This window comes from Catenulispora pinistramenti, from assembly GCF_018274385.1.
GTDB classification, from domain to species: domain Bacteria; phylum Actinomycetota; class Actinomycetes; order Streptomycetales; family Catenulisporaceae; genus Catenulispora; species Catenulispora pinistramenti.
Genome location: NZ_JAAFYZ010000179.1, coordinates 1 through 23,251, shown reverse-complemented (window position 1 = coordinate 23,251; position 23,251 = coordinate 1). Strand labels below are relative to the sequence as shown.

The window sequence follows — 23,251 nt, the reverse complement described above, 5'->3', positions numbered from 1 at the left end:
GGGTTGTGGCTGTGCTCGGCTCCGGGGCTTGAGCCCGTGCCCGTGCCTGACGCTGAGCTTGACTCTGAGCCGGTGCCGGTGCCGGACCCTGAGCCCGAGCCCGACGCCGTTCCCCCACCGGGAGTCGAGCCGGCGAACGGGCGAGACGCGCGGGACCGGGCGCCACCGTGGCCCCCGTCCCCATAACCCCTTTCGCCACGGTCGCGCCATGCGTAGGGATCCGGATCCGGCGCGGGCGACTCGACCAGACGCTGGCCACCGAGCGTCCGGAACATCTGGCCCCGGCTGAGCGTGCCGGCATCCACGACCCGCACCGTCTCAGGCGGCGCCAACTCCCGCACGGCCTGGTAGACGGCGTCCAGGGCCGCGTTCCCGTCCGCCTTCCGCGTCGGCTTCACGATCAGCAGCAGCGCCGGCACGCTGTCCGGGAAGAGCGTCCACGTCGCCGTGATCCGCCCCGCCCCGGCCGGCTTGGCAGCCCGCCGGATCCCGGCCAGATACGCGGTCACGTGCGGCGGCGGTAAGTGGAAGGCGGCATCAGCCTCAGTCCCGTACGGAATACGCCGCGGCCGTAACTGATCGACCACCGCCGCCGACACCACAACCGGATCCGCCGAAGCCTTGTCCACCACCAACCCGTGATGCGCCGGCACCAACGCCAACACAGCATCAGCCGCCCCCGGCGCCACCGCCCGAGCACCCCCCGGCGCATCCGCCACATCAATACTGGCCAACGTGGAGGCGATGACATAAACCCCGGACCCCACCGCCGGATCCCGCACCACCGCCGGAGCACCCCCACGAGTGACCCACACGCACAACCGAGCCAACGGAACCGGCGCCTCAGGCCGCCACAGGCGCTCATCCGCTGCGCTCACGGCGGCTCCCTTCGTCCCCTGCGGGCCCCGTCCGATGCACGGCGCTGTAACAGTGATATCAGGGGTACCCGGGACTGCGCGCGGGGGCATACGCGTATTGGCGCCAGCTGTCTGAAGCAGGCGCGGGACTCCGAGGTCGGCGTCTCTGGGGTGGTTGTGATCTACAAGCCCTCAGCATCACCGATCTGGTCGAGTTCCTCGTCGGAGATCTCCGGTGGCTCGAACTCCAATGCCTGCATATGAGCCAGAAAATCTGCAGGAAGCTGAACTCCGTACCGGCCTACCAGGAACGCCCATGGAGCACTCCAGATGTAGGTGCCATCGGTCATTTCCGCATATGGCAGGTCGCTGCCGGTGTACGGATCTGTCCAGTACCCACCGCCGGCTACGAGGACCGAAGCGCGTTCCATGTAGCTGACGATCGATGGCCGTGCTTCGACGGGGATGACATCCTGGACGAGCTCGAAGTCCACATCCTCTGGAGAACCCAGACGACGGGGTGGTGTGGCTGTCGGCATGGTTGCGGTTCTTTCGTGTTGATTCAAGGTAGGCCAGTCGCTCGGCTCACGGCTTTTTCGGGAAGAAGGTGACGAAGGAACCGAGGTTCAGCCTATCTGGTCGTAGCATGACGTTCTTGCCCTGGGCGATCATCTTCAGGACGCTCGGGGCTACCGGCGCGACCTCGGTGTGCCCCGTTGCCCGAACCCACAGCACGTCATTCGGGGCCAGGACCGGCACGCCGAGTTTATTGGCGAGGTTTTGTGCGAACCCGTCGGCGGCCTTGCCGGTACTGCAGGATAGTAGACGAATGGGCGACTTCCCGTCCCAGCCGTTGTTTCTGATCAGGTTTGCCAGGTTGTCGTGGCTCAGGTTGAGCCAGTTCTTGAGATCGTTGCGTTCGACCGCGTTGTCAAGCGCGCCCCGAAACTGATAGCCGATGGCATCAGGATAGCCGTGTGCCCCGACATCGAAGTATCCCTCTATAGGTTTGATCTTCTGCATCATCTGCGTGAGCGGGTCCGCGTCGTTGAAGAGCGTGAACCCGGGCCGGCCATCGGCGAATGCCTTCAGCGACAACTTGACGACGTCGTTGCCCTCGCCGAACATCTTGCCCGCGGCCACTGCGATCGTCGGCAGATTCTTGCCGGCCCGCAACAGGGCGGTGATGCCCGAGATCATGTCCTTGGCCGTGCCCAGGGCTGCACCGCCGAGGTGGAGGCCCGCGCCGAGGAGACCTCCGGCGCGGAAGGCATCGGACAGGGCCGCGAGTGACGTGATGCCCTTGGTGATGGGGATACACCCCAGAATCGACAAGCCCACATCCCATAGGGATGCTTTACCGTTGGCGTATTTGTACAGGGTGTCGGCCAAGATGATGACGCCGGCCGCTACGACCGCGACGATCAACCAGAGGGGTCCGCCTACCACCATCAGGACGATCGCACCCACGATGGAGACGATCTTCGCCACGATCACGAGCCCGTGCCACAGAGCCGATGCGACCTCACCCAGTTTGTGCCAGAACGAGTCCGGCGGGATCCCGGCATCGGCGGCAGCATGGATTTTGGTGCTGGCGGTGTCTTCGGCGGCGTGCCGCAGCGACTCTGCCTGCGCCGCGAGCTTCTTCAAGCCCTCCAACTGTGACGCTGGACCCGACAATTGTGAATTCAAGGTGTTGACCGTGTTCTGAGCCGTGGTCTGCGCCTGAATCGCATTGTGTATGTGGGCTGGGTCGACCGTGGCTGCCGCTTGTGCCGCGGTGACACCCCTGTTCGAGGAATCAAGATCGGTGTGTGCCGAGGCCAGCTGGCTCTGGATCCGCTGGATCTGGTCGCGCAGTGGCCGTGCCTGCGCCAAAGCCCTGTCAGCTTGTGACTGGAAACCATCCAGCGCGTTGCCGAACCGGGTCAGCGCGTCCGCACACATATGGTGCGAGGTGGCGACCTTGTCCAACTGCCCTGGAAACTTACCTATGTGGTCGCGGAACGCATCCCCTGACGCCCCGATCCATCCCATCACCGCATTGTCACCGGCCAAGCCGCGGACGTCGCGCGCGGCTCGCTCGGCCTCGTCGCCGATGTCGCGCATCTTTCGGCTGATCTCCTGCACCAGGTAAGGGTCGCCCGGTGTCGGATCATGATCCAGATCCAAAATGTCCCAGTCGGTGGGACGGGCCATGCTTGTACTCCCCCCAGAGTGTCCGAATACTTACGATCGCGTGTAAGCCCAACGGTTCCTATGCCAACCGCAATGTTCCCGTCAAAGCGTCGAAGAGATCGAACAGCCCTTCCGCCAGCGCGATCGCCGGACTGCTGCACGACACCAGCAGCACCCGGTTCACTCGCGGTATGGGGATGAAGGTTTGCATCTGTGCGACCCGTATCGGTTTGCCGGGCTCCGGCTCCACGTCCTCAACGCCGTAGCTCCGAGCAGCCTGGCCGCAGCCCTCGATAGTGAGAGCCTGGACGCGGGTCCAGGTGTCGTTCTCGTCTCTCGCCTCTTTCGGCGTGAGAGCCGGCAGCAAAGCTTCGATGCGGTCCGGCTCGTCGCTGTTCGCACCGAGCGGTCCGGGAAGTAGGAAGACGGTCACGGTGGCGGGGAGGACGCCGTCCAGGACCGGTTCGATCATGCCGGCGCAATAGACCGCGCCGGCATCCCAGGCCGCAGCGGCCTGATCGCGCAGTAGTTTGGTGATCTCGGACCGGCGTGTCTGCAGTTCTGGCACTTGGGCGACCCGTTGGCGCGCTGTCTGTCGGGCTGAGGCGTCGCGGGTCGCGGGATGTACGTCCAGCTCGAACCAGTTCGGCGGGACACGCAAGGAGAAACCGACTCCCGCGTCGAGCGCAGGACCGCCGCTCACTTCGCGGCCTGCTGGTGTACGCCGTCCTTCAGCTTCTTGGCCAAGTCCTGATCACTGTTGCGAATGGACTTCACAGCCTCGTGTGCCATGTTGGCCAGCACTCCGGCACTGTCCTCCACATGCTTGCGGCCGTCATGCCAGTGCGACTCGAAGTGGTGCATCGCGTCCCGGATCTTGTCGGAGCCGTATGCGTCGTCGTAGGAGTCGATGGTGTCACGGCTCGAGTCGAGTTGCTTCTTGATCGAGTCGAGCTGGGACCCGAAGTCGTCGAGGGCATCGAGGTCCACGGCCAGCTGGTCAGCCATTGGTGCTCTCGCCCTCGTTGATGGTGATGTTCGTAGTGTTCGGCGTGCTGGTGACGTTCTGCGTAGTGGACTGTGTGCCGTCCTGAGTGATGACCAGTGTCCAGGACGTCGTCACCGTGACGGTGTAGGTGCCCGGCGCGGTGAACTGGAACCCACACGCCGGGTCTGGCGACGGGGCCGAGCCGTCTGCGGCGGTGTATTCATTGTCTGATGTGCAGTGCAGCGTCGCGATGGTTCCGGAAGACGGGGTGGTGCGGGTGACGACCCAGTCCGCGGAGACGAACGTGCGGGTACCGACGACGTTGGCGGCTCGGCGGATCTGGGTGGAGGTGTCCAGGCCGTTGCTCCAGAGCCAGACGTTCTCGTTGACCATGCCGGTGGCGCCGGGACCGCCGGGAGGCGCCATTCCGAGGTCTGGCTTGGCGATCTCGAGTTCTTTGGTGATGCGCACAACCGGGTCGTCGCCCCCACAGTAACCGTCGCAGGGGCCGACGATCTTGATCGCCCCGACCAGGGTCGGCGGGATATGGGTGCAGTCCTCCCACTGGAGTCGGTGTGTTGCCGGGTCGTCGGTGCCCCAGATGGGATCGTTCGTCGGCGGCTGGGGGACGACCGCGGTGATGTAGCAGCCGCCGCTGAAGGACCAGATACCGAGTGCGCAGCGGTAGGTGGTGCCGTTGTAGACGATGTTGCCGGCGGCGTCGCAGTTGATGTCGACGCCGGTGCCCTTCTTGCCGGGGTCCTTGCCGCCCGGGGTCTGGCCTTGGATGACACAGATGGTGCTACCCCTGGGGCCCGGTTCCCACGTGCAGTCCGCTGCGCGCGCCTTGGGAGCGGTCATGGTCGTGGCGATGGCCAGGCTGGCTATCAGGGCGAGGACCGCGGCGACAGCCGGGACTCGTCGTCTCAATGTGGTCAGCATTTGTCCTTCACCTCCGCGGTCACGGCGTTGACGCGCCAGACTCCGTCGCTGCCCTTGTGGACCCTGAAGATGGATGGGGATGGGGATGTGGGCGCCGCGGCGGCAACCTGTCCCTTCCTCGATCCATAAGTGGTGACCTGGTAATACTTCGTGTCGTCAATGCAGGCGGTGATGGTCACGATCGGCGGATTACCCGTGTCCTTCGCGACGTTGGTGACCTTGATGTACTCGGTGCCCGTATCGGCGAAGTCGCCCTGGCGCTCCTCCGTCACGTAGTTGTTGATGAGCGTCAGTACATTGCCGTCCGCGTACTTCACTATGTCGTTGCTGTGCTCGACCTTTGTGGCCATCGTGTTTTCCAACGACAGGTAGTTCTGGAACGCGGCCATCGCCCCGGCGATATCTTGATCGGCGGGGACTGTGGCCGTGTAGTTCCAGCCTGGCCTGGAGCTGGCTATAGGAGACGGTGCGGGAGCCACGGAACTGCTGCTCGTCGTGGCGCTGGCCGAACTGGAAGCGCTACTCGTAGCCGCCTGCGTAGGCGTACCCGTCGAACTCGAAGCGCCGGACGCAGTCCCCGTAGCGCTCCCACCCACGGGTGACAAAGCGGCTGGCTTCTGCGAGCTCGAGCACCCGGCCACCAGCAGACAAGCCCCGAAGGCGCCGATGAGGCCCTTGTACACCTTGCCCTGCTTCATGAGCACCATCCTTGCGTTCCCCCTAGTCATCCCGTTGTTGCGGCTCGGCCGCCCGCCCACTCTAGATACCTCGGCGCGTTCGGCCTAGGCCCCTACCGCCGCCACTTCGTGGCCTTCGCGCCAGCCGGGGAGGAGTTCGTCCACCAGGGCTTCGGTTTTGGGGTGCAGGCCGCGGCCGCCGTGGACCTCGCGGGTTTGTTGTTCGATGGCGGTGATTGCTTCGCGGAGGCGGTCTTCGTCGCCGGTCGCGTGTGTTGCTCGCAGGAGGGCGCGGCAGAGTTCCTCGTCGGAGGGTGAGCCGCGCATGCCGCTGCGGACGGCGTCTATCGCGCCTTCGGGGTCGGCCAGGGTGAGGCGGAGTTCGCAGAGTTCGACGGCGGTGTCCGCGATCATCGCCGGGACTTCGGCCTCCACCGATTCGTAGGCCAGCCAGCCGTAGCGATTGGACTCGCGGTGGGCCAGTAGTGGGCCTCGGACCAGGCCCAGGGCTTGGCCGAGGACCTGGTCGCGGTTCTTCGGGTCCTGGTAGCGCGGGTCGAGGTCGGCCAGGGCGCGCATGTTCTTGAACATCTCCCAGTCGCTGCGCACGCTCTGGGAGACGGTCAGGCGGCCGTCGGGGAGGGTCACCAGGTTCGGGGTGCCGTCCGGGGCGACGCCGAGCCAGGTGCCGAGCCGGTGCAGGACCTGGTCGCCGATCTCGTTGCCGGCGCCGCGTGGGAACAGGGCTGATGTCAGGACCCTGGGATGGACGCCGTCGCGGTGCAGCATCAGGAACGTCAGTGCCTCGGCGGCCTGCTCGACGCGGTCTTCGTCGAGTTCGCCGTAGGCGCCGGTGATCTCCAGGTCGCCGAGCAGGCGGACGGAGACGGTCGGCGTCACGCGCAGTTGCGCTTCCAGAGCCGCCGCTTCCGCGGTCAGCGGGACGATCGGCTCGCCGTCCAGGTCGCGGGTGGCCTCGAAGAGTGCCAGCACCGACTGGTACTGGTCGTCGGGGAGGTTCTGGGCCGCCAGTTCCAGGCCGAGGGCGGGCAGCCGGAGCCGGCCGGCCGCGTCGACGCTGGCCTTCCAGGTCGCGCCGGGCACGTCGCCGGCGATCAGGTAGCCGATGCCCAGCCGTGACGGGTCGCCGATGGTGCGCGCCAGGCGGGACGCGAGCTGGTTGGAGACCGGGTTCGCGCAGATGATGAAGTGCGGGGGCCAGCCGGCGCCGCCGACCATGCCCAGCCGGCCGCCCAGGACCGAGTCCAGGCCGGCCTCGGCCAGGCCGCGGCGGCGCTCGATGAGCTCCGTCTCCAAGCCCGGCAGCACTTCTTCCAGGGTCGGGGACTGGTGGACGCGGCCCGGGGCCAGCGTCGTCAGGTCGCCGGCGAAGCCGACCAGCGTCACCGTCATCTTGTCCGACCACGTGTTGGTCAGCAGCTCCACGGCCATCGCGGCCAGGACCGCGCGCCGCATGGCGTCCTGCCCGGTCACCGAGATCACGCCGCCGGAGGCCTCCAGGTCCAGCAGCACGCGGGTGGCGGCGTCCGGGCCGATGGCGCCGACCGTCACCAGGCCCGGGCACGGCGCCACGGCGGCCTCCACGACCCGCTTGGCGACCGAGCCCACGTCGGTGCGCGCCACCCACCACGCGAGCCCGTCCGGCCGGGTGTGCCAGGGCTTCGGCGCGGCTTCCACCGGCTCGGCCAGTCGGAGTTCGAGGCCTGATTCGGTGAGGTTCGCCAGCTGCACCGGCGGCAGTTCACGGCCGGCGGTGGCCAGCGACGCCGACAGCTCGCGCAGCGCCTGGTTCAGGAAGCGCACGTCGCCGAGCCCGGCGCCGAGCCGGATCGCCTCCTCGGCCCCGGCCGCCGCGTCGCCCGGCCCGGTCAGCCGGCGGCCGACGGACCGGTTCCACAGCTGACGCCGCCGGTTGCGGCCCAGCGCGCCGAGCAGCCCGGCGGCCAGCAGCGGTGCCGAGACCAGTTCCAGCGGCAGCCGGAACGGCGACTGGTTGCTGTCAGGGGCCTGATTGTGGTGCGCCTGATCGTGTTGCGTCTGATTGTGCTGCGCCGCGCTGCCGGTGTGGCCGCCGGCCGGGATGTTCACGTGCGCCGGAGACGTGGGTGACTGGTGCGGAGCCTGGTGCGGCGACTGGGACAGCGGCGAGGGCGCGTGCCGGGACGGCGGAGGCTGCGATTGAGAGAACTGAGACAGTGCCCCGGCGATGATCTGCACCGCGTCCGAACGCTGCCCCGAACCGTCGCCGGCCAGGTGCGCCGCGGCGGCCGCCCGGCCGATCGTGGCGGCCTCACTCGGCACCGCGGCCAGGTTCATCGTCTGTTCCGTGGCCGAGACCGGGGAGACCGCCGAGATCGAGGAGACGCCACCGGCGCCGCCCCCGGTACCGCCGGCGCGACCGTCCAGCGTCGCCGCCGGAGCCCCGCCCTGCGTTCCAGCCTGCACCCCGGCCCCCGGCACGGCGCTCTGCGCGTCGTGGGCGGCGCCGCTGCTCGTGGGCGAAGGCATCCCGGCGTCCATCGACGGCCGGGTCTGCGGCGCCGCCGGGTCGGCGACCAGGTCCCCGCCGTGGGCGTCGGCCGGCATCTCCAGGATCCAGCCCGGCCGGATCAGCGAGGCCTTGGTCAGCATCGAGCCGTCGGGCTGCACCCGGTCCTTGTTGAGCTCGTAGATCTCCTGGTACCGGCGGCCGTCGTCGAGGTGCCGCTGCGCGATCTCCCACAGCGAGTCGTGGTGCCGGCCGGCCGGCGGCTGCACCCGGTAGAACTTCGTCGCGCCCTTGGCGGGGGTGGCCTTCATGTCGGTCGCGGCGCGGGCGTCGATGCCCGTCGCGGCGCGCTGGGTCGGGCCGCCGGCGGGCATCGCGGCGTCGCCGCGGGCGCCCTGCTGCAATACCTGGGTCACGGCGACCGGGGCCCGGTGCGGACCGTCGCTGGGGGTGCGGCCGAGCGAGGACAGGCCGGGGGCGAAGGAGGCGGCCGAGGCGGTGATCAGCAGGACCGCGGCGACCAGTTGGCGGGCCAGCAGCTGACTGCCGCCGGACAGCGGCACGTGCCCGGGCATCCCGATGCCGCGCGCCGCGGCCAGCGCCTCGACCAGCACGCACGCCGAGAACTGGGCCCAGGCCAGCCAGACCAGGATCGCCAGCACGTTGGTGAAGGTCTTGGTGTCGATCTTCGCGCTGAGCAGGTTGCCCGAGGGCATGGAGTGCGGGAGCGGCCAGCCGACGAAGTACGCCAGCGCCAGTGGCACGCCGATCACCAGCACCAGCAACGCCAGCAAGGCGGCCAGACCGGTCAGGACGTTGGCCGCGCTCCGTTGCCGCGGCAGGGCGACCGGAGTGTGCTGTGTCATGCCCGGCGGCGGCCCTTGCGGCGCGAGGTACTGCCGGTCTGAATCGTGCGCCATGCGTCCGCGCCCCCTTTCCTGCTCGTGCTACTTCGGGATGACCGGAGTCGCGGATCCCGTCCCGGTGACAGTAGTGTCACCTTTGAGGGCGAAACCGACGAACAGCGGCTTGTACTGCATTTGTAGTGTGACCGTTATCCGGGGATTGACGTAGAGGTTTTGTGCCGTCGGATTCCCGGTGACCTGACACGAGGTGATCTTCGTGTCCGCTATCTGGTTGTCGAGCAAGTACTGGCTGGCGTCCGGCACGCAGTCCCCGGTCTTCGGATCCACGTTGACCTTGATCCCGGGGTCCTCGCCGTTCGGCCCGCGGACATTGTGCGTCTTCAGCCAGCCCTCGTCGATGTCCTGCGCGACCCGCCGCGCCGCCTGGTCGGCCAGGTCCGAGGCCTGGGTGCGGTCGGAGATGAGCAGCCCGACGTCGACCAGGAACGCCATCAGCAGCACCACGACCGGCGCCCAGATGACGACGGCCATGGCCAGCGACCCGCGATCGTTGCGCAGGCTTTCGCGCAGGCCCTTGCCCGGGTCCTCTCGCAGGCTCTCAGGCAGTCTCCTGCGCAGGTGCTCGCGCGCTGCCTCCAGACGGCTCCCCATCAGTGCCCCGGCTTCTTGGACGAGCTCGGCTTCGTCTTGGACGGCGGCGTGGTCGGGCTCGGCGTGGTCGGCGTCGTCGGCAGCGAGTCGGTACCGCTGGGGCCTGGCGTCTGCCCGACGGTGCTGGTGCTGCCGCCGGTCGGTACCTCGCTCGGGGTGAGCCAGGTCGGCGCCGAGAACTGGGTGTTCGTCGGCGACGGCGTACTCGGCGCCGGTCCCGGCGCGGACGAGGTCGGCACGTTGCCGGGGTGGAAGTTCTGCAGCGGGTCGATCGGCGCGGCGAAGGTCTGGCTGAAGGTCTGGTGCGCGCCGAACACGCCGAACCCGGACATGTTCACGGTGCACGACACGGTCACCTTGTAGTAGCCGCCGCCGTTGCCCACCGGCGGGACGTAGTAGCTGTCGACCGTGGCAGTGCCCTGACACCGGGTGCCGAGGTCGGCGTCGGCCGCGGCCTGGGCCTGGGCCGCCGCGTCCTGGCCGGTGCCCTGCAACGATCCGGCCCGGGCCGCGTCCCGCGCCGCCCCCTCGACCTCGCTGCGGACGTTGACCATCACCCCGAGCGCGACGATGAACAGGATCAGCATCACGATCAGCGGGGTCATCAGCACGACCTCGACCGAGGACACGCCGGCGTCGCGGGCCCGGCGGCGTTCGGGCGCCGGGTGGCATGCGCGGGCCCGGCGGCATACGCGGGCCGGGCCGGGCGACCGGTCCCCGCCGCGGTCGCCGCCCCGGGCGCGGCCGAAGGCGTGGCTGCCGCCGCTCACGGGTGCCTCACCGGCTGCTCCAACGGCCCGCCGGCGTGCACGTCGATCGTCAGCCCGAAGCCGGGGAAGACCGAGGGCACGTTCGAGTGCAGGTCCACCCGCACCAGCGAGATCTTGCAGTCGGCGTTCAGGTTCGGGTCCATCGTGAAGCCGGTCGTCACCGTCGGCTTGAGGACCAGCTGCCCGCCCAGGGCCTGGGCCCGGGACACGGCGGCGGCCACCGCGTCCTGCTGCCAGCTGCCGGAGGTGGAGTCACAGCCCTTCGAGGCCGCCTCCTCGCGGGCCGTGCGGGCCCCGCCCTGCACCGCGGCCGTCGCCGCCTGCTTGGCGAACAGGTACAGCGCGAACTGCACCGTCAGCATCAGCAGCAGGAACAGCAGCGGGGTGAGGACGACGAACTCGATCGCGGTCATGCCGCGGTCGTCGCGCAGCGAAGGTCCGCCCCGCGACTTGTCCCCGTCCTGCACCCCGTCAGTCATGTATGCCCGTTACTTGGCGCAGCCGCTGCCGCCGGTAGTGCCGCCGGTGGTGCCGCCGTTGCCGCCGGCGGGATCGCCGTTGCCGGCGTTGGCGATCTGGTTACAGGCCTGGTCGGCTTTGCTGGAGATGGCCTTGCTGATACCCCAGCCCACGCCGGCCACGATCGCCACCACGATGCCCGTGATGACGACCCACTCGACGGCGGACGCGCCGCGGTCGGCGGCCTTGCGGGGCGCGGTGCCCCGGGCCTGCGGTCCGGCGACGGCGTCGGCCTCGTCGGCCTCGGCGGTGCCGGTGAAAGTAGCAGTACCCTGCGAAGCCGCGACTACCCGCTGCCACGGCTGGACCGGGCAGAGGCCCGTGTACTCGGTGGTGATGACCTGGGTCTTCATCTTTCTGCCTCTCCTAGATAGAGCCCATGACCCGCGCCATCGCCGGGTACAGGAGGAAAACCATGAAGCCCGCGCACAGCAGCATCTGCGCCACGAGCATGGACTGCGACTTCGCGCCGGCCGCGCCCTCGATCTCGGCCAGTTCGCGGTGCCGCATCGTCTCGGCGCGGGCGGACAGCGACTCGCGGACCTTCGCGCCGTCCTCGGCGACCAGGGCCAGCGCCGCGCCGAGGTCCTTGAGTTCGTCGATGTCCAGGGCGTCGCCGAGCTGGGACAGCGCGTTCCACTGCGAGATCCCGGTGACCCGGGCGTCGGTGAGCGCGTCCCGGATCCGGCGCAGCGCCCAGCCGTCGGAGACCTCGGCCGCCGACATCAGGGCCTCGGGCAGGCCGCGCCCGCCGGCCAGGTTCATCGCCACCAGGTCCAGGTAGGCGCCGAGCACCCGGCGGAAGTCGCGGCGCTTCTCAGCGGCCTGGCTCTTCACCTCCAGGTCCGGCAGCAGGAAGAACACCCCGCCGAACAGCAGGGCCAGCCAGACCGGGACGGTCGGCGTCAGGTGCAGCCCGACGATGTAGAAGGCGGCGAACACGAACGGCCCGAAGACGATGCCCAGCGCCGCCAACAGCAGCTTGGTGGCCAGGAACTGCTCCACCGAGCGGTCCAGGATCGCCAGGTCGGCGCGCAGCGAGCGGATCTGCCAGCCCTGGCGGATGTAGAACTCGTTCACCGACGCGCCGAGGTCCGCGCGCAGCTTGGCCAGGCCCTTGGGCGGGGCCTGTTCCTGTTGCGGGGCCAGCGAAGTGTGCTGGCGCAGCGCGTCGATCCGGGCCACCGCGGCCATCGGGTCCGGCTTGCTCGGGATCAGGGCCCTGACGAGCAGGAACAGCCCCAGTCCGACCAGCGCGCCGGCCAGTACCTCATAGGTCATCGCGGATCACCGTCCCGCACCGGAGGGACTCCGGAACCGCGGGCCCGTTGCAGGAAGCGTGCCGGGGTCTGGATCGAGGACAGCTTGCGCAGCCAGAAGAATCCGGCCGCGAACAGCCCGATCACCAGCAGCAGCACCATCTGGCCGGTGACCGAGTCGTAGGGCTGGACGAAGGTCTTGTTGAAGACGGCCAGCGCCAGCACCACCGCGACCGACACCCCGACCACGATCTGCACGCTGCGCCGGGTCGAGCTGCGCTGGGCCATCACCCGTTGGCGCATGTCGACCTCCTCGCGGGAGGACTGCGCCAACGCGCCGAGCACTTCGCGCAGACCCGGGCCGCGCAGCCGGGAGTTCAGGATCAGCGCGGCGATGACCAGGTCGGCGGAGGCGTCGTCCATGTCGTCGGCGAAGTACTCCAGCGCCTGCGGCAGCGGCATGCGGGCCCGCAGCCGGTCCACCAGCGTGTGCAGGTTCTCGCGGATCGCCGGGGACGCGGCCCGGGCCGTGGCCGGGATCGCCTGCTCCAGGCCGACCGCGCCGGCGATGGTGTCGCGCAGGCTCTCGGTCCAGCTCGCCAGCGCCTCGACCCGGGCCAGCGCGGCGCGCTCGGCGGCCAGCCCGCCGAACAGCTGGTTCCAGAAGAAGACCAGGATCCCGGAGGCGATCGCGGCGGTCGGCCAGCGGGTCGCGGCCAGCACCAGCGTGCCGACCACGATCGCGACCGCGGCCCGGGTCGACAGGAACTTGATGACGTCGGCGGCCGAGCGCGCGGCCTCGGTCTGCTCCGGCTTGGCCGGGAAGCCGCGGATCGCCGCGACCAGCAGCGCGACGGCGGCACCGATCCCCGCGCCGACCCCCAGGGCCGCGAACGTGGCGGGGTTGAAGACAGCGGTGTCCATCTGCCGCCTCACCTCCATCCCGGAGCGTGGTGGGTCTGCAGGGGACCGGCGTAACCGACCTGCGCGAGGTCTTCCATGCAGGCGATCGGGGCGTGCGGGACCGCGCGGCCGTCCGGGCCCTCGATGAAGATCTCCGAGGACAGCACGCGGCCGTCGATGCCGTTCACCTCGCGCACCGAGGTCACCATGCGCTGCAACGTGCCGCCGCGGTGGTAGGAGTTGCGGCGGGTGATGAAGACCACGAAGTTGATGGCGCCGGCGATCAGCATCTGGCTGGCCTCGACCGGCAGCCGCTCGCGCGACTGCAGGGCGTAGGTGGAGATGCGGTTGAAGACTTCCAGCGAGGAGTTCGCGTGGATGGTGCTCAGCGAGCCGTCGTTGCCCTGGGACATGGCGTTCAGCATGGTGACGATCTCATCGCCCAGGACCTCGCCGACGATCACCCGGGAGGGGTTCATGCGCAGGCTGCGGCGGACCAGTTCGGCCATCGAGACCGAGCCGTGGCCCTCGGAGTTCGGCAGCCGCTCCTCGAACGCGACCACGTTCGGGTGCAGCTCGGGGAACTGGTCCAGGCCCAGTTCCAGCGCGCGCTCCACGGTGATCAGGCGCTCGTGCCCGGGTATCTCGTTGGCCAGCGCGCGCAGCAGCGTGGTCTTCCCGGCGTTGGTGGACCCGGCGATCATGATGTTCTTGCGCGCCGTGACCGCCGCCCGCAGGAACGCGCTCAGCTCCGGCAGCACGGTGCCGTTGGTCTCCAGATCGCGCAGGAACACCTTGCCCAGCCGCGCGCGCCGGATGGACAGCGCCGGGCGGCGGGTGACGTCCATGACCGCCGAGAGCCGCGAGCCGTCCGGCAGCCGCAGGTCCAGCTGCGGGTTCGCGGTGTCGAAGGGGCGTGAGGACAGGCCGGAGTAGGCGCCGAGGACCTGGATGAGCTCGATGAGTTCCTCGTCGTTGTCGGCGACCGGCTCGCCCTCGGCCTCCCGGCCGTCGGCGTACCCCAGGAAGACCCGGTCGCACCCGTTGATGTCGATGTTCTCGATCTCCGGATCGTCCAGCAGCGGCTGCAACCGGCCGACGCCGTAGAGCGCGGCGTGCACGGCGGCCGCCAGCGCCTCCTCCTCCATGGCGTTGGGAGGCGTGCGGCCATAGGTGATCTCGGCCCGCGCGTGGTCCTCCAGCGCCTGCGCGACCAGCGCCCGCGCGAACTGCCGCTCGTCCTCCCCGGTCATCGGCGGCAGGCCCGAGGCCTGGTCGGCGCGGCGCTGGTCGGCGAGCCGGTCGCCGACGTCCTGGCGCAGCCGTTTGACGAGGCCGTGGTCGACGGGTGACGCCATCAGCGGCCTCCTCGGGTGTCAGGGTTCTGGTGAAGTCGTGAGACCAGCGTATGGCGCTGGGATGACGGGGACGAGGGGGTGAACTCGCACAATCCGGTAGGGCCGGTACGGCGGAGGGCAGGCATCACTGACCCCCTTGCGGCGGACCGGCGCGGTGGCCGCCTTGGCCGGTGATCTCATCGCGCGGCGGGAGCCGGTCGAAGCTGGTCTCCTGGTCCGCGTCGCCGCCGAAGGTCACCGAGGTGAAGCCTTCGTGGGCTGAAGCAGGAGGCTGTTCGCTGGGCCAGACTGTGGGCTGCTGTGGGCCGCGTCGGAACATCGGCTGCTTCGCCATGTCCTGCGGAGGCTGGGCAGGCGGCACGTATCCCGTGGGCTGCGGCGGCATCGGCGGTGCTGTCGGCTGCTGCTGCGGCTGCGGCATCGGCGGGGCGACCGGCTGCCGTGGCGGCATCGGCGGTGCGACCGGCTGCTGTGCCGGCGGTGCGAACTGCTGCGCTTGCTGGTGCGGCATCGGCGGCGCGACCGGTGATTGCATCGGCGGCCGCATCGGCGGCGCGGCGTATTGCTGCTGCGGCATCGGCTGGCCACCGGGCATCGGCTGCCCGCCGCCGCTCGGCTGCCCGCCAGCCATCGCGGAACCCTGCGAAGCCGTGTGCGACCGGTACAGCTCCAGCGCCACCTCCCGCGTCGAGCGGATCAGCAGCGTGCGGTCCAGCCGGCCGCGGCCCCGGCCGTTGATCAGGTCGGCGCCGTCCGGGTCGTCGGCGATCGTGCCGATCACCTTGACCGGCAGACCGCTGTTCCGCAGCAGTTCGTCCACCTGGGCGGTGACCCGGGCGCGCTGTTTCGGGTCGACGATCAGCACCACGCCGATCGGGACGCCCAGGCCGCCGCCGGCGGTCGCGGTGCCGCCGCCGACCCGCTGGAGCAGCGACAGGGCCCGGTCGCGGACGTGCGCGATCTGCTCGGCCGAGGTGCGGGCCACCAGGACCACCAGCGTGGCCGCGGCCATCAGGTCCAGGGCCGGGCTGGTGGCGTCGACCCGGCCGCAGTCGGCGATCACGTCGGTCTCCGGCAGCGAGTCGAAGGCCCGGCCCAGCGAGGGCCACAGGCCCGCCAGGCCTGCCGACTGGTCGCCGGTGGCCAGGCCGACCACCAGTTCCAGGCCGCCGTGCATGCGCTGTACGTGCTGTTCGAGCTGGTGCGCGGACAGGCCGTGGCGGGCCGTGGTGGCCAGCGAGAGCATGCCGATGTTGGGGTTCAGCGGGGCGCCGGTGTCGGAGGGGGTGCGGTAGACCAGGTCGCCGCCGGCCGCGTCGCACTCGGCCAGGACCGCGCGCCGCGGCCACACGCCGGCCAGGGCCACCGCGGTCGTGGTGACGCCGGGGGAGCCCTTGTCGGAGGCCAGGACGATCAGAGACATCTAGTGGGCTGCCCTACCCGAAGGTCTTGGTGAGCATCAGGTCGCTGGCGTTCGCGACCGCCGTCACCTTGTCCGTGGGTACGGCGATGGTCGCCGTCATGGTGTCCGCGTTGTCCCGGTTGACCAGGGTCACGGTGCACAGCTGGGTCCAAGTCGGCGTGCCGCTCTGGCCGTTGGGGCCCGGTGTCACCGTCTCGGTGTAGAGCGTGAACTGGTCGCCGGGGTACATCTGCCCGGTCGGGTAGTGCCCCTGTTTGACCTGGACGCCCATCAGCGTGTTGCCCGGTGTCGCGCCCGCCGGGACGCTCGACTGGTCGGTCAGCATGTCGCTGGTCAGCAATGAGCCCTTGACCAGCGTGTTGTACGTGGTCTGGCCCTGTAGCGCGCTGAGCTGGCTCCACTTGAAGTAATGGATGTCGTTGTCCTGGGCGACGCTGGTCTCGACGAAGTCGCCGGCATCCAGCTTCGACCCGGCCGCGATCGTCGTGTTCCCCACCCGCACCACGTCGACCCGATGCCCGGACTGCGTCACCAACAACATCGTCCCCAGCGCCCCGGCCAGGATCAGCAGCACGGCCAGGGCGGCCAGTGCGGGCTTTCGCTCCCGCGGCGCGGTGGGCAGCCGGGTAGCCGCGACCCCCCGGCCGCCGAAAGCCGCGCCCGCTGCCGGGGCGCCCGGAGTCGTTCGGTCCTTGCTCACAGCTGTCTTCCCCGCCTACGCGTCAGGCCGCATCGCAGAACGCAGAGTCGGGGTCGGATCCCCCGAGTCGATGCGGCGTTGGACGGTTCGCCATCCCCCTGCGAGCGGCTATCGTAACCGCCTTTCACGGCACCCGGGGAGGGCCGTTTTGCGATCTTTACCTGTTCACGCGCCATCGGTCCGGGGTTCCCGTGGTCAGCCGCTCACCACACGTGAAAACGACCGCCGCGACGTCGGGGGTCCCGGCGTCGCGGCGGTCGTTGAATCGTGGATCACCAAGGGCGCAGTCGTTGTCGAATCGCAATAGTGCGGCCGAAATCGGGGCAGTGCGGTTGTCTCACAGTCAACCGCTTCAGGCCGCAGCCGCCGCTGCTACTGGTCGCTCGCGGCCCGCAGCTTCCTCCCGCAGCTGCCGCACCGCCTCCGAACTCAGGCGCAGGAAGGACTCCGGCGTCACCAGCCGGTAGCCCACGCCGCGCACCGTCGCGATCATGCCGGGCAGCGCCAGCTTCGAGCGCAGCGAGGCGATGTGCACCTCCAGTGACCGCTCGGCGCCGTCCCAGCCGGCCGGCCACAGCCGGGCTATCAACTGGTCCCGGGCCAGCACCGTCCCGGCCTGCCGGGCCAGCACCACCAGGAGCTGGTACTCCTTCGGGCGCAGCGCGACGCGTTGGCCGTGCACGGTGACGGTCCGCGAATCTTCGGCGACCACCAAGGGGCCGGCGACGATGCGGCGGGGCGGGCCGGGGGTCAGCGGCGGTCGTGGTGGGGCCACGGCCAGGCGCAGACGTGCGGCCAGTTCCTGAAGTCCGAACGGCTGGACCACGTAGTCGTCGATGCCGTTGTCGTGACCGCGCAGCCACGCGCCCATGTCGACGCGATGGGTGACGGCGATGATCGGGGCCTGCAGCTCGGTGCGCAGCCGGCGGCAGAACGCCAGCACTTCGCGGTCGACGATGCCGCATTCCAGCAGCACCACGTCCGGGAGCCGCCGCAGCGGCCCGGCCCCGGTGACGTCGGAGGCGTCCAGCACGTCGAACCCCAGCGCGGTCAGACCGCTGCTGAGGGTCCGGCTGCGCCGCCGACCCAATCCGGTGATGAGAACTCGCATACCCCCACTGTCCGCCGCCGGGCTCACCATTTGCTCAACGTCGGATAGACGGGCTTGTCAACGGGGGTGTGGTGGCCCTTGAATAGATGCTGACGAGTACCCTGTGGGAACGTTCACACCCCGCCGGCGACACTCTCAGCCCGACCATTGGTAGACGGTTTCCGGTCGCCCGGGACCACCATAGCGGGGCTGCCCTGAGACCAGCCGCCGAGCTGTCAGGTATTCGAGATAGCGGCGAGTGGTCGGCGCGCTCACCCCGGCCCGGTCGGCCAGTTCGGCGGCCGTTAACGGCGAGGCGGCCTTCAGGATCCCGACGAGTGCGGCCAGGGTGCTGTCCGAGAGCCCCCTGGGCAACTGGGCCGGACGCGGGGAACGCAGTCCGTCGAGCATCCGGTCCAGCTCGTCCTGTTGCAGCGCGCCGGAGCTGGCGTCCGCGGACTCGGCGGCCCGTCGGAACTCGGCGTAGGTCTCCAGCCGGGCCCGGAAAGTCGAGAACTGGAACGGCTTGATCAGGTACTGCACGATCCCCAACGACACCGCGGCCCGGACCGTCGCCAGATCCCGGGCCGAGGTCACGGCGATCACGTCGGTGGCGTCGCCCCGGGCCCGCAGCGTGCGGCACAGCTCGATGCCGGTCATGTCCGGCAGGTAGACGTCCAGCAGCACCAGGTCCACCTCCCGCGCGGCCAGCACCCGCAGCGCGTCCGCGCCGGTGCGCGCGACGTCGGCGACCTCGAAGCCGGGTACGCGTTCCACGTAGACCCGGTGCGCCTCGGCGAGTACCGGATCGTCTTCGACGACCAGGGTGCGGATCACTGGCCGGCCTGCCTCGGAGTGCGCACGTCGCTCGGAGTGCCCACGTCGCTCGGGATGCGCGCGTCCCTCGGGATGCGGACGTCGAGCACCGCGCCGCCGCCGTCCGCCTCGGACACCGTGACGCTGCCGTGGTGCCGGTTCACGATCTGCGCGACCAACGCCAGTCCCAGCCCGCGCCCGGCCTCGGCCTTGGTGGTGAATCCGCGCACGAACACCTCCTCGCGCAGCTCCGGCGGGATGCCCGGGCCGGTGTCGGCGACGCGGACGGTCAGGCCCGAGGCGTCGTCGGAGAGCTCGATCCACACCCGTTTCGGCGTCCGGCCCTCGGGACCGGCCACCGCCTCCACCGCGTTGTCGATCAGGTTGCCGACCAGCGTCACCGCGTCGGTCACCGGCAGCGGCAGCTCGCGCACCGCGGTCACCTCCCCGACACCCAACTCGATCCCGCGCTCCCGGGCCTGCGCGACCTTACCGAGGACCAGCGCGGCCAGCACCGGTTCCTCGACCTCGGTCAGCAACCGGTCGACCAGCTGTTGCTGCGCCGCCAGCTCCCCGGTCGCGAAGCGCACGGCCTCGCTGGCCCGGTCCAGCTCGATCAGCGTCACGACGGTGTGCAGCCGGTTCGCGGCCTCGTGGTTGGAGGCGCGCAGGGCTTCGGCGAAGCCGCGGACCGAGGCCAGTTCGTCGGTCAGCGCTTGCAGTTCCGTGCGGTCCCGCAGGGTGACCACGGTGCCGAGGTCGCGTCCCGCGCGCCGGGCCGTGGACTGGTTGACCGTCAGTACCCGGTTGTCGGTGAGGTGGATGCCGTCGGTCTCGTCGGCGCCGCCGGCCAGGACCGCGCCGAGCGAGCCGTCGACGCCGAGTTCGGCGGGGGTCCGGCCGGCGCGGGCGGCTGGCAAGTCCAGGAGCCGGACCGCTTCGTCGTTGGCCAGTATCAGCTTCCCGGCCGGGTCCAACAGCAGCAGGCCTTCGCGCATCGCGTGCATGACGGCGTCGTGGTGCTCGTAGAGCTCGGCCAGCGCGACCGGGCCGAGGCCGCGGGTCTGGCGCCGGACCCGGCGGCCGACCGCGTACGCCCCGAGGACCGCCAGCGCCAGGGCCGCCGCCGAGATCCCGACGACCATCGGCAGCTGGCGGGCGAACAAGGCGCTGAGCCGGTGCTGGGTGATGCCGACCGAGACCAGGCCGATGACGCGGTTCCCGGCCTGCGGGTCGCGGATCGGCACCACCGAGCGCACCGACGGGCCCAGCGAGCCCCGGTAGTTCTCGGTGAACGCCTTGCCGGCCACCGCCGGCGCGATGTGCCCGACGAAGGTCTTGCCGATCAGCGTCGGGTTCGGATGCGTGAAACGGATACCGGCGGTGGTCATCACCACGACGAAGTCGACGCCGGCCTGCTTCTCCAGCGCGGTGGTCACCGGCAGCAGCGGGACGGTCGGATCGGCCGTGTGCAGCGCCGCGACGGTGGACGGAGCGCCGGCGACGGCTTCGGCGGTGGACAGGACCTGGCGCCGGGCGCCGTCGTGCTCGGTGGCGCGGGCCTGGAGTACGGCGGCGACGGATCCGGCGCCGGTCAGGAGCAGCACCAGGACGCACTGCATGAGCAGCACCTGGGTGGCGATGCTGAACCGGCTCCGGACACGACGCATGCCCCGCAGTGTCCCCGACGATCCGTGATCGTCCAAGGTGAGCGCCCCGCTGAAGTGAGCTCCGGGCCTAGGTGAGCGCCGTGCCGGGGTGAGCTTCGGGCAACGCGTGTTTCGCATGCGCGTAATGCGCGTAACCGCGAACGTGATCTGTGACCTGCCCCACAGTGAACGGCGTCCGTCATCCGTCCCGGCCGTTCACAGCCGTTCTCAGGGGAGCGACCCATGTCCGAAACCTCACCGCCGCCGACCCGCAGTCGTTGGTACCGGCAGCTCTATTTCTGGGTCCTGGTCGGGATCGCCGCCGGTATCGCCCTCGGCGCCGGCGCGCCCGGGGTGGCCACCCAGCTGCAGCCGCTCGGCGACAGCTTCGTGAACCTGATCCGGATGGTCATCACCCCGGTGGTGTTCGTGACCGTGGTGACCGGGATCGCCGGGGTCGGCAAGCTGCGCGAGGTGGGCCGGGTCGGCATCAGGTCCCTGATCTACTTCGAGGTGCTGTCCACGGTCGCGCTGGCGATCGGGCTGCTGGTGATGGACGTGCTGCGGCCCGGGGCCGGGGTGCACGCCAAGGTGCCCAAGGCCACCGGCGCGGCCGCGGACTACATCAAGACCGGGCAGACCCAGTCCGCCTGGCACTACCTCACCGACATGGTGCCGAACAGCATCGTCGGCGCGTTCAGCACCGGCAGCGTGTTGCAGGTGCTGGTGATCGCGGTGCTGGTGGCGGTGGCGATCAAGCTGGTCGGCGCGCCGGCCGAGCCGGTGGCCCGCGGCATCGAGGTGGTCGGCAAGGTGCTGTTCAAGGTGCTGGGGATCGTCATGTACGCCGCTCCCGTCGGCGCGTTCGGCGCGATGTCGTTCACCGTCGGCAAGTACGGGCTGCACACGCTGACCAGCCTGGGCAAGCTGATGGCGGTGTTCTACGGGACCTCGGCGGTGTTCGTCTTCGTGGTACTCGGCGCGGTCGGGCTGACCCAGCAGGTCAACATCTTCAAACTGGTGCGCTACATCGCGCCGGAGCTGCTGGTGGTGCTCGGCACCTCCTCCAGCGAGACCGTGCTGCCGCGGATCATGGACAAGATGGAGCAGGCCGGGGTGCGCCGGGACGTGGTCGGGCTGACCGTGCCGGCCGGGTACTCGTTCAACCTGGACGGCACCTGCGTCTACCTGACCCTCGGCGCGCTGTACATCGCGCAGGCGCTGGACGTGCACCTGTCCCTGGCCCAACAGGTGACGATCCTCGGCGTCCTGCTCCTGACCTCGAAGGGCGCGGCCGGCGTCACCGGCAGCGGGTTCATCGTGCTGGCCGCCACGCTGTCCACGGTCGGCACCATCCCGGTCGCCGGCATCATGCTGATCTTCGGCATCGACAAGTTCATGAGCGAGTGCAGAGCCCTGACAAACCTGTGCGGAACGGCCGTCGGCACCATCGTCATCGCCGGCTGGGAGGACGCCCTGGACCGCGAACGGCTGTTTTCCCAGCTCAACGGGCATGGGGAGGGCTCCCCGGAACCGGTTACAGATGGGGTGGCAATTCCGGCATAACGGGGCAGAATTTCTGGGAAACCGCTGGTGAGGGCCTTAAGGGTGGTTGCCAACCGGTGGCCGGGGCTGGCAGTCTCTGAGGTGTTCACACGGGGCTGGAAGCAATAGCTGACCGGCTGGGGACGCGTCCGGCAGGCGGACGCACGAAACTTAGGGGAGCCCGACATGGCGAACTTGAACGTCACATACGGCGAGATGCACACCGCTGCCGGTCAGCTGACGCACTTCGAGCAGCAGCTGGAAGACACCCTGCGCCAGGCGCAGGCCATGGTCTCCAACCTGGTGCAGTCCGGCTTCGTCACCGACCAGGCGTCCAAGGCCTTCGACGAGTCGTACTCGAACTTCACCAAGGGTGCGACCCAGATGATCCAGGGCATCACCGGCATGGTGAACTACCTGAACTCGGCCGCCGACCAGCTGGCCCACACCGACACCGCCCTGGCGAACGCGATCAAGGGCAAGTGACCTTCCGCTCGGCCCGCGCCGCGGGCCGGGTGTGATCGTCCGGCGGGCCTCTCCTTGCGGAGGGGCCCGTTTCGCTGGTTCGAGAGCAGGAGCATGGCGTTGAACCCGACCCGGCCGACGGCCACCAGCATCGAGGTCCTGCCGCGGCTGAAGAACCTCGGCGGCGCCAAGCGCAGGAAGCTGGAGGACTGGGGGTACCCGGTCGCGCAGCTTGCCGCCTGGGCCGCGGGCGGGGACGCGCGGGCTGATGAAGTCGATGCGCTGCTCGCCATCATCCTCAACCGCGGTGGCTATCAGCACGATGCTGATGACGTCGCGGCGGCGGAGAGGATCGGCAAGAAGCTGGGCGCCAAGATGACGCCGCACGCGTATCTGGTGGCGCAGCACAAGGCGGAGCCGTTGCCCGTCTACAACCTGCGCCCCGGGTCGGCCCCGGGGCAGCGGTCCATGTCGAACAAGGCTTTGCTGGCCGTCTTCGGCGGCGTCTTCTTGGCGATCGTCATCGGCGGCGTGATCGTGGCCGCCCTGGGCTAGTGCTGTATCAGGCAACGTTTGCCTGGGAGTTTTCGCGATGTGGTTCGCGATGTGGTTCGCGATGTGGTTCGCGATGTATCGGTCGGCGGGCGGGATCTGTTGGCGGGTGGAGTTTGCTAGGGGTTGGAGTTTGTGGGCCGGGTTGCGGTTGGGGTGTGGGTTTTCAAAGCTTTTTACGGCCTTCGGTCATAGTTGTGCCGGTTCGGGGTTCGGGGTGGTGGGTGTGTTTGTCGGCTGCCGGTTTCCGCGTTCACAATCCCGCCGCACCTCAGGCCTCTTCAACTCCAGTAAGCCAGCGCAAGGTCAAAAACTGTGATGAAGGGCCGGGCCTCCGGCGGGCCTCGGCAACCTCAGGGAAACTTGCGCGGTTCCCTCGGGTGGTCGGGTCAGGGCTCAGCGGCTGTGGTTTGTGGGGTGGTGCGGTCCGTTCCCCTCGGTCGCGTCGTCAGCCCGGGGGGTACAGCACCGGTGTCCGGGGGTAAAGTCCGCGCGCGGCGGACATGCAGGTAGGCGGCGGTTTCGTACGGCGCG

23 protein-coding genes are annotated in these 23,251 nt (G+C 69.6%); 3 read left to right on the top strand and 20 right to left on the bottom strand.

Translation table 11 applies throughout. The features are described from left to right. The 20 genes from KGQ19_RS51375 to KGQ19_RS35930 form a co-directional block, all read right to left on the bottom strand. On the bottom strand, positions 1-878 hold an 878-nt coding region (locus KGQ19_RS51375; RefSeq protein WP_212017711.1), incomplete at its 3' end, for a hypothetical protein. A 161-nt stretch (positions 879-1,039) separates the two neighbouring features. Beyond that, positions 1,040-1,396 carry a hypothetical protein gene (locus KGQ19_RS36020; RefSeq protein ID WP_212017709.1) on the bottom strand — a complete coding sequence of 119 codons (357 nt, stop codon included), beginning with the start codon at positions 1,394-1,396 and terminating at the stop codon, positions 1,040-1,042. Positions 1,397-1,442: 46 nt separating this feature from the next. After that, entirely contained in the window at positions 1,443-3,056 is a 1,614-nt protein-coding gene (locus tag KGQ19_RS36015; protein ID WP_212017708.1) for a DUF8616 domain-containing protein, read from the bottom strand. Positions 3,057-3,114: 58 nt separating this feature from the next. Beyond that, the gene (locus tag KGQ19_RS36010) at positions 3,115-3,603 is read right to left on the bottom strand and encodes a hypothetical protein (protein WP_212017706.1); all 489 of its coding nucleotides are present in this window, start codon (positions 3,601-3,603) and stop codon (positions 3,115-3,117) included. Between the two features lie 131 nt (positions 3,604-3,734). Continuing rightward, entirely contained in the window at positions 3,735-4,043 is a 309-nt protein-coding gene (locus KGQ19_RS36005; protein ID WP_212017704.1) for a hypothetical protein, read from the bottom strand. Continuing rightward, positions 4,036-4,965, bottom strand: coding sequence for a hypothetical protein (locus tag KGQ19_RS36000; RefSeq protein WP_212017702.1), 930 nt, complete (start codon positions 4,963-4,965; stop codon positions 4,036-4,038). Before KGQ19_RS36000 ends, KGQ19_RS36005 begins: the two co-directional genes overlap by 8 nt. Further along, a complete protein-coding gene (locus KGQ19_RS35995) occupies positions 4,959-5,354 on the bottom strand; it encodes a hypothetical protein (protein WP_212017700.1) in 396 nt (131 codons plus the stop codon). Before KGQ19_RS35995 ends, KGQ19_RS36000 begins: the two co-directional genes overlap by 7 nt. Positions 5,355-5,747: 393 nt before the next feature. Continuing rightward, positions 5,748-9,071: an AfsR/SARP family transcriptional regulator gene (locus tag KGQ19_RS35990; protein ID WP_212017697.1), complete on the bottom strand. Its 3,324-nt coding sequence runs from the start codon at positions 9,069-9,071 to the stop codon at positions 5,748-5,750. Positions 9,072-9,098: 27 nt separating this feature from the next. Continuing rightward, the gene (locus KGQ19_RS35985) at positions 9,099-9,668 is read right to left on the bottom strand and encodes a pilus assembly protein TadG-related protein (RefSeq protein ID WP_212017695.1); all 570 of its coding nucleotides are present in this window, start codon (positions 9,666-9,668) and stop codon (positions 9,099-9,101) included. After that, positions 9,668-10,438 carry a TadE/TadG family type IV pilus assembly protein gene (locus KGQ19_RS35980; RefSeq protein ID WP_212017693.1) on the bottom strand — a complete coding sequence of 257 codons (771 nt, stop codon included), beginning with the start codon at positions 10,436-10,438 and terminating at the stop codon, positions 9,668-9,670. Before KGQ19_RS35980 ends, KGQ19_RS35985 begins: the two co-directional genes overlap by 1 nt. Further along, positions 10,435-10,917, bottom strand: a complete 483-nt coding sequence (locus KGQ19_RS35975; RefSeq protein WP_212017691.1) for a TadE/TadG family type IV pilus assembly protein — start codon at positions 10,915-10,917, stop codon at positions 10,435-10,437. The genes KGQ19_RS35980 and KGQ19_RS35975 overlap by 4 nt, the downstream gene beginning before the upstream one ends. A 9-nt stretch (positions 10,918-10,926) precedes the next feature. Further along, entirely contained in the window at positions 10,927-11,310 is a 384-nt protein-coding gene (locus tag KGQ19_RS35970; protein WP_212017689.1) for a hypothetical protein, read from the bottom strand. Positions 11,311-11,323: 13 nt separating this feature from the next. After that, positions 11,324-12,238 carry a type II secretion system F family protein gene (locus KGQ19_RS35965; RefSeq protein WP_212017687.1) on the bottom strand — a complete coding sequence of 305 codons (915 nt, stop codon included), beginning with the start codon at positions 12,236-12,238 and terminating at the stop codon, positions 11,324-11,326. Then, on the bottom strand, positions 12,235-13,140 hold the full coding sequence (locus KGQ19_RS35960; RefSeq protein ID WP_212017685.1) for a type II secretion system F family protein: 906 nt from the start codon (positions 13,138-13,140) through the stop codon (positions 12,235-12,237). The genes KGQ19_RS35965 and KGQ19_RS35960 overlap by 4 nt, the downstream gene beginning before the upstream one ends. 8 nt (positions 13,141-13,148) lie before the next feature. Further along, positions 13,149-14,477, bottom strand: a complete 1,329-nt coding sequence (locus KGQ19_RS35955) for a TadA family conjugal transfer-associated ATPase (protein WP_212017683.1) — start codon at positions 14,475-14,477, stop codon at positions 13,149-13,151. A 124-nt stretch (positions 14,478-14,601) separates the two neighbouring features. Then, the gene (locus KGQ19_RS35950; protein WP_212017681.1) at positions 14,602-15,900 is read right to left on the bottom strand and encodes a CpaE/TadZ family protein; all 1,299 of its coding nucleotides are present in this window, start codon (positions 15,898-15,900) and stop codon (positions 14,602-14,604) included. Positions 15,901-15,913: 13 nt separating this feature from the next. Then, on the bottom strand, positions 15,914-16,600 hold the full coding sequence (locus KGQ19_RS35945) for a hypothetical protein (RefSeq protein ID WP_212017678.1): 687 nt from the start codon (positions 16,598-16,600) through the stop codon (positions 15,914-15,916). Between the two features lie 352 nt (positions 16,601-16,952). Next, positions 16,953-17,711 (bottom strand): response regulator transcription factor, encoded by a 759-nt coding sequence (locus KGQ19_RS35940; RefSeq protein WP_212017676.1) that lies wholly within the window; start codon positions 17,709-17,711, stop codon positions 16,953-16,955. Positions 17,712-17,846: 135 nt separating this feature from the next. Continuing rightward, positions 17,847-18,527, bottom strand: a complete 681-nt coding sequence (locus KGQ19_RS35935; RefSeq protein WP_212017674.1) for a response regulator — start codon at positions 18,525-18,527, stop codon at positions 17,847-17,849. Further along, entirely contained in the window at positions 18,524-20,176 is a 1,653-nt protein-coding gene (locus KGQ19_RS35930) for a sensor histidine kinase (protein ID WP_212017671.1), read from the bottom strand. Before KGQ19_RS35930 ends, KGQ19_RS35935 begins: the two co-directional genes overlap by 4 nt. Positions 20,177-20,398: 222 nt before the next feature. Here KGQ19_RS35930 and dctA point away from each other — a divergent pair, with 222 nt between their 5' ends. The 3 genes from dctA (at position 20,399) to KGQ19_RS35915 (ending at position 22,720) form a co-directional block, all read left to right on the top strand. Next, on the top strand, positions 20,399-21,721 hold the full coding sequence (gene dctA, locus KGQ19_RS35925; protein ID WP_212017669.1) for a C4-dicarboxylate transporter DctA: 1,323 nt from the start codon (positions 20,399-20,401) through the stop codon (positions 21,719-21,721). A 165-nt stretch (positions 21,722-21,886) separates the two neighbouring features. Then, entirely contained in the window at positions 21,887-22,186 is a 300-nt protein-coding gene (locus tag KGQ19_RS35920; RefSeq protein ID WP_212017667.1) for a WXG100 family type VII secretion target, read from the top strand. A 93-nt stretch (positions 22,187-22,279) separates the two neighbouring features. After that, positions 22,280-22,720, top strand: a complete 441-nt coding sequence (locus tag KGQ19_RS35915) for a hypothetical protein (protein WP_212017665.1) — start codon at positions 22,280-22,282, stop codon at positions 22,718-22,720. Positions 22,721-23,251 lie beyond the last annotated feature (531 nt).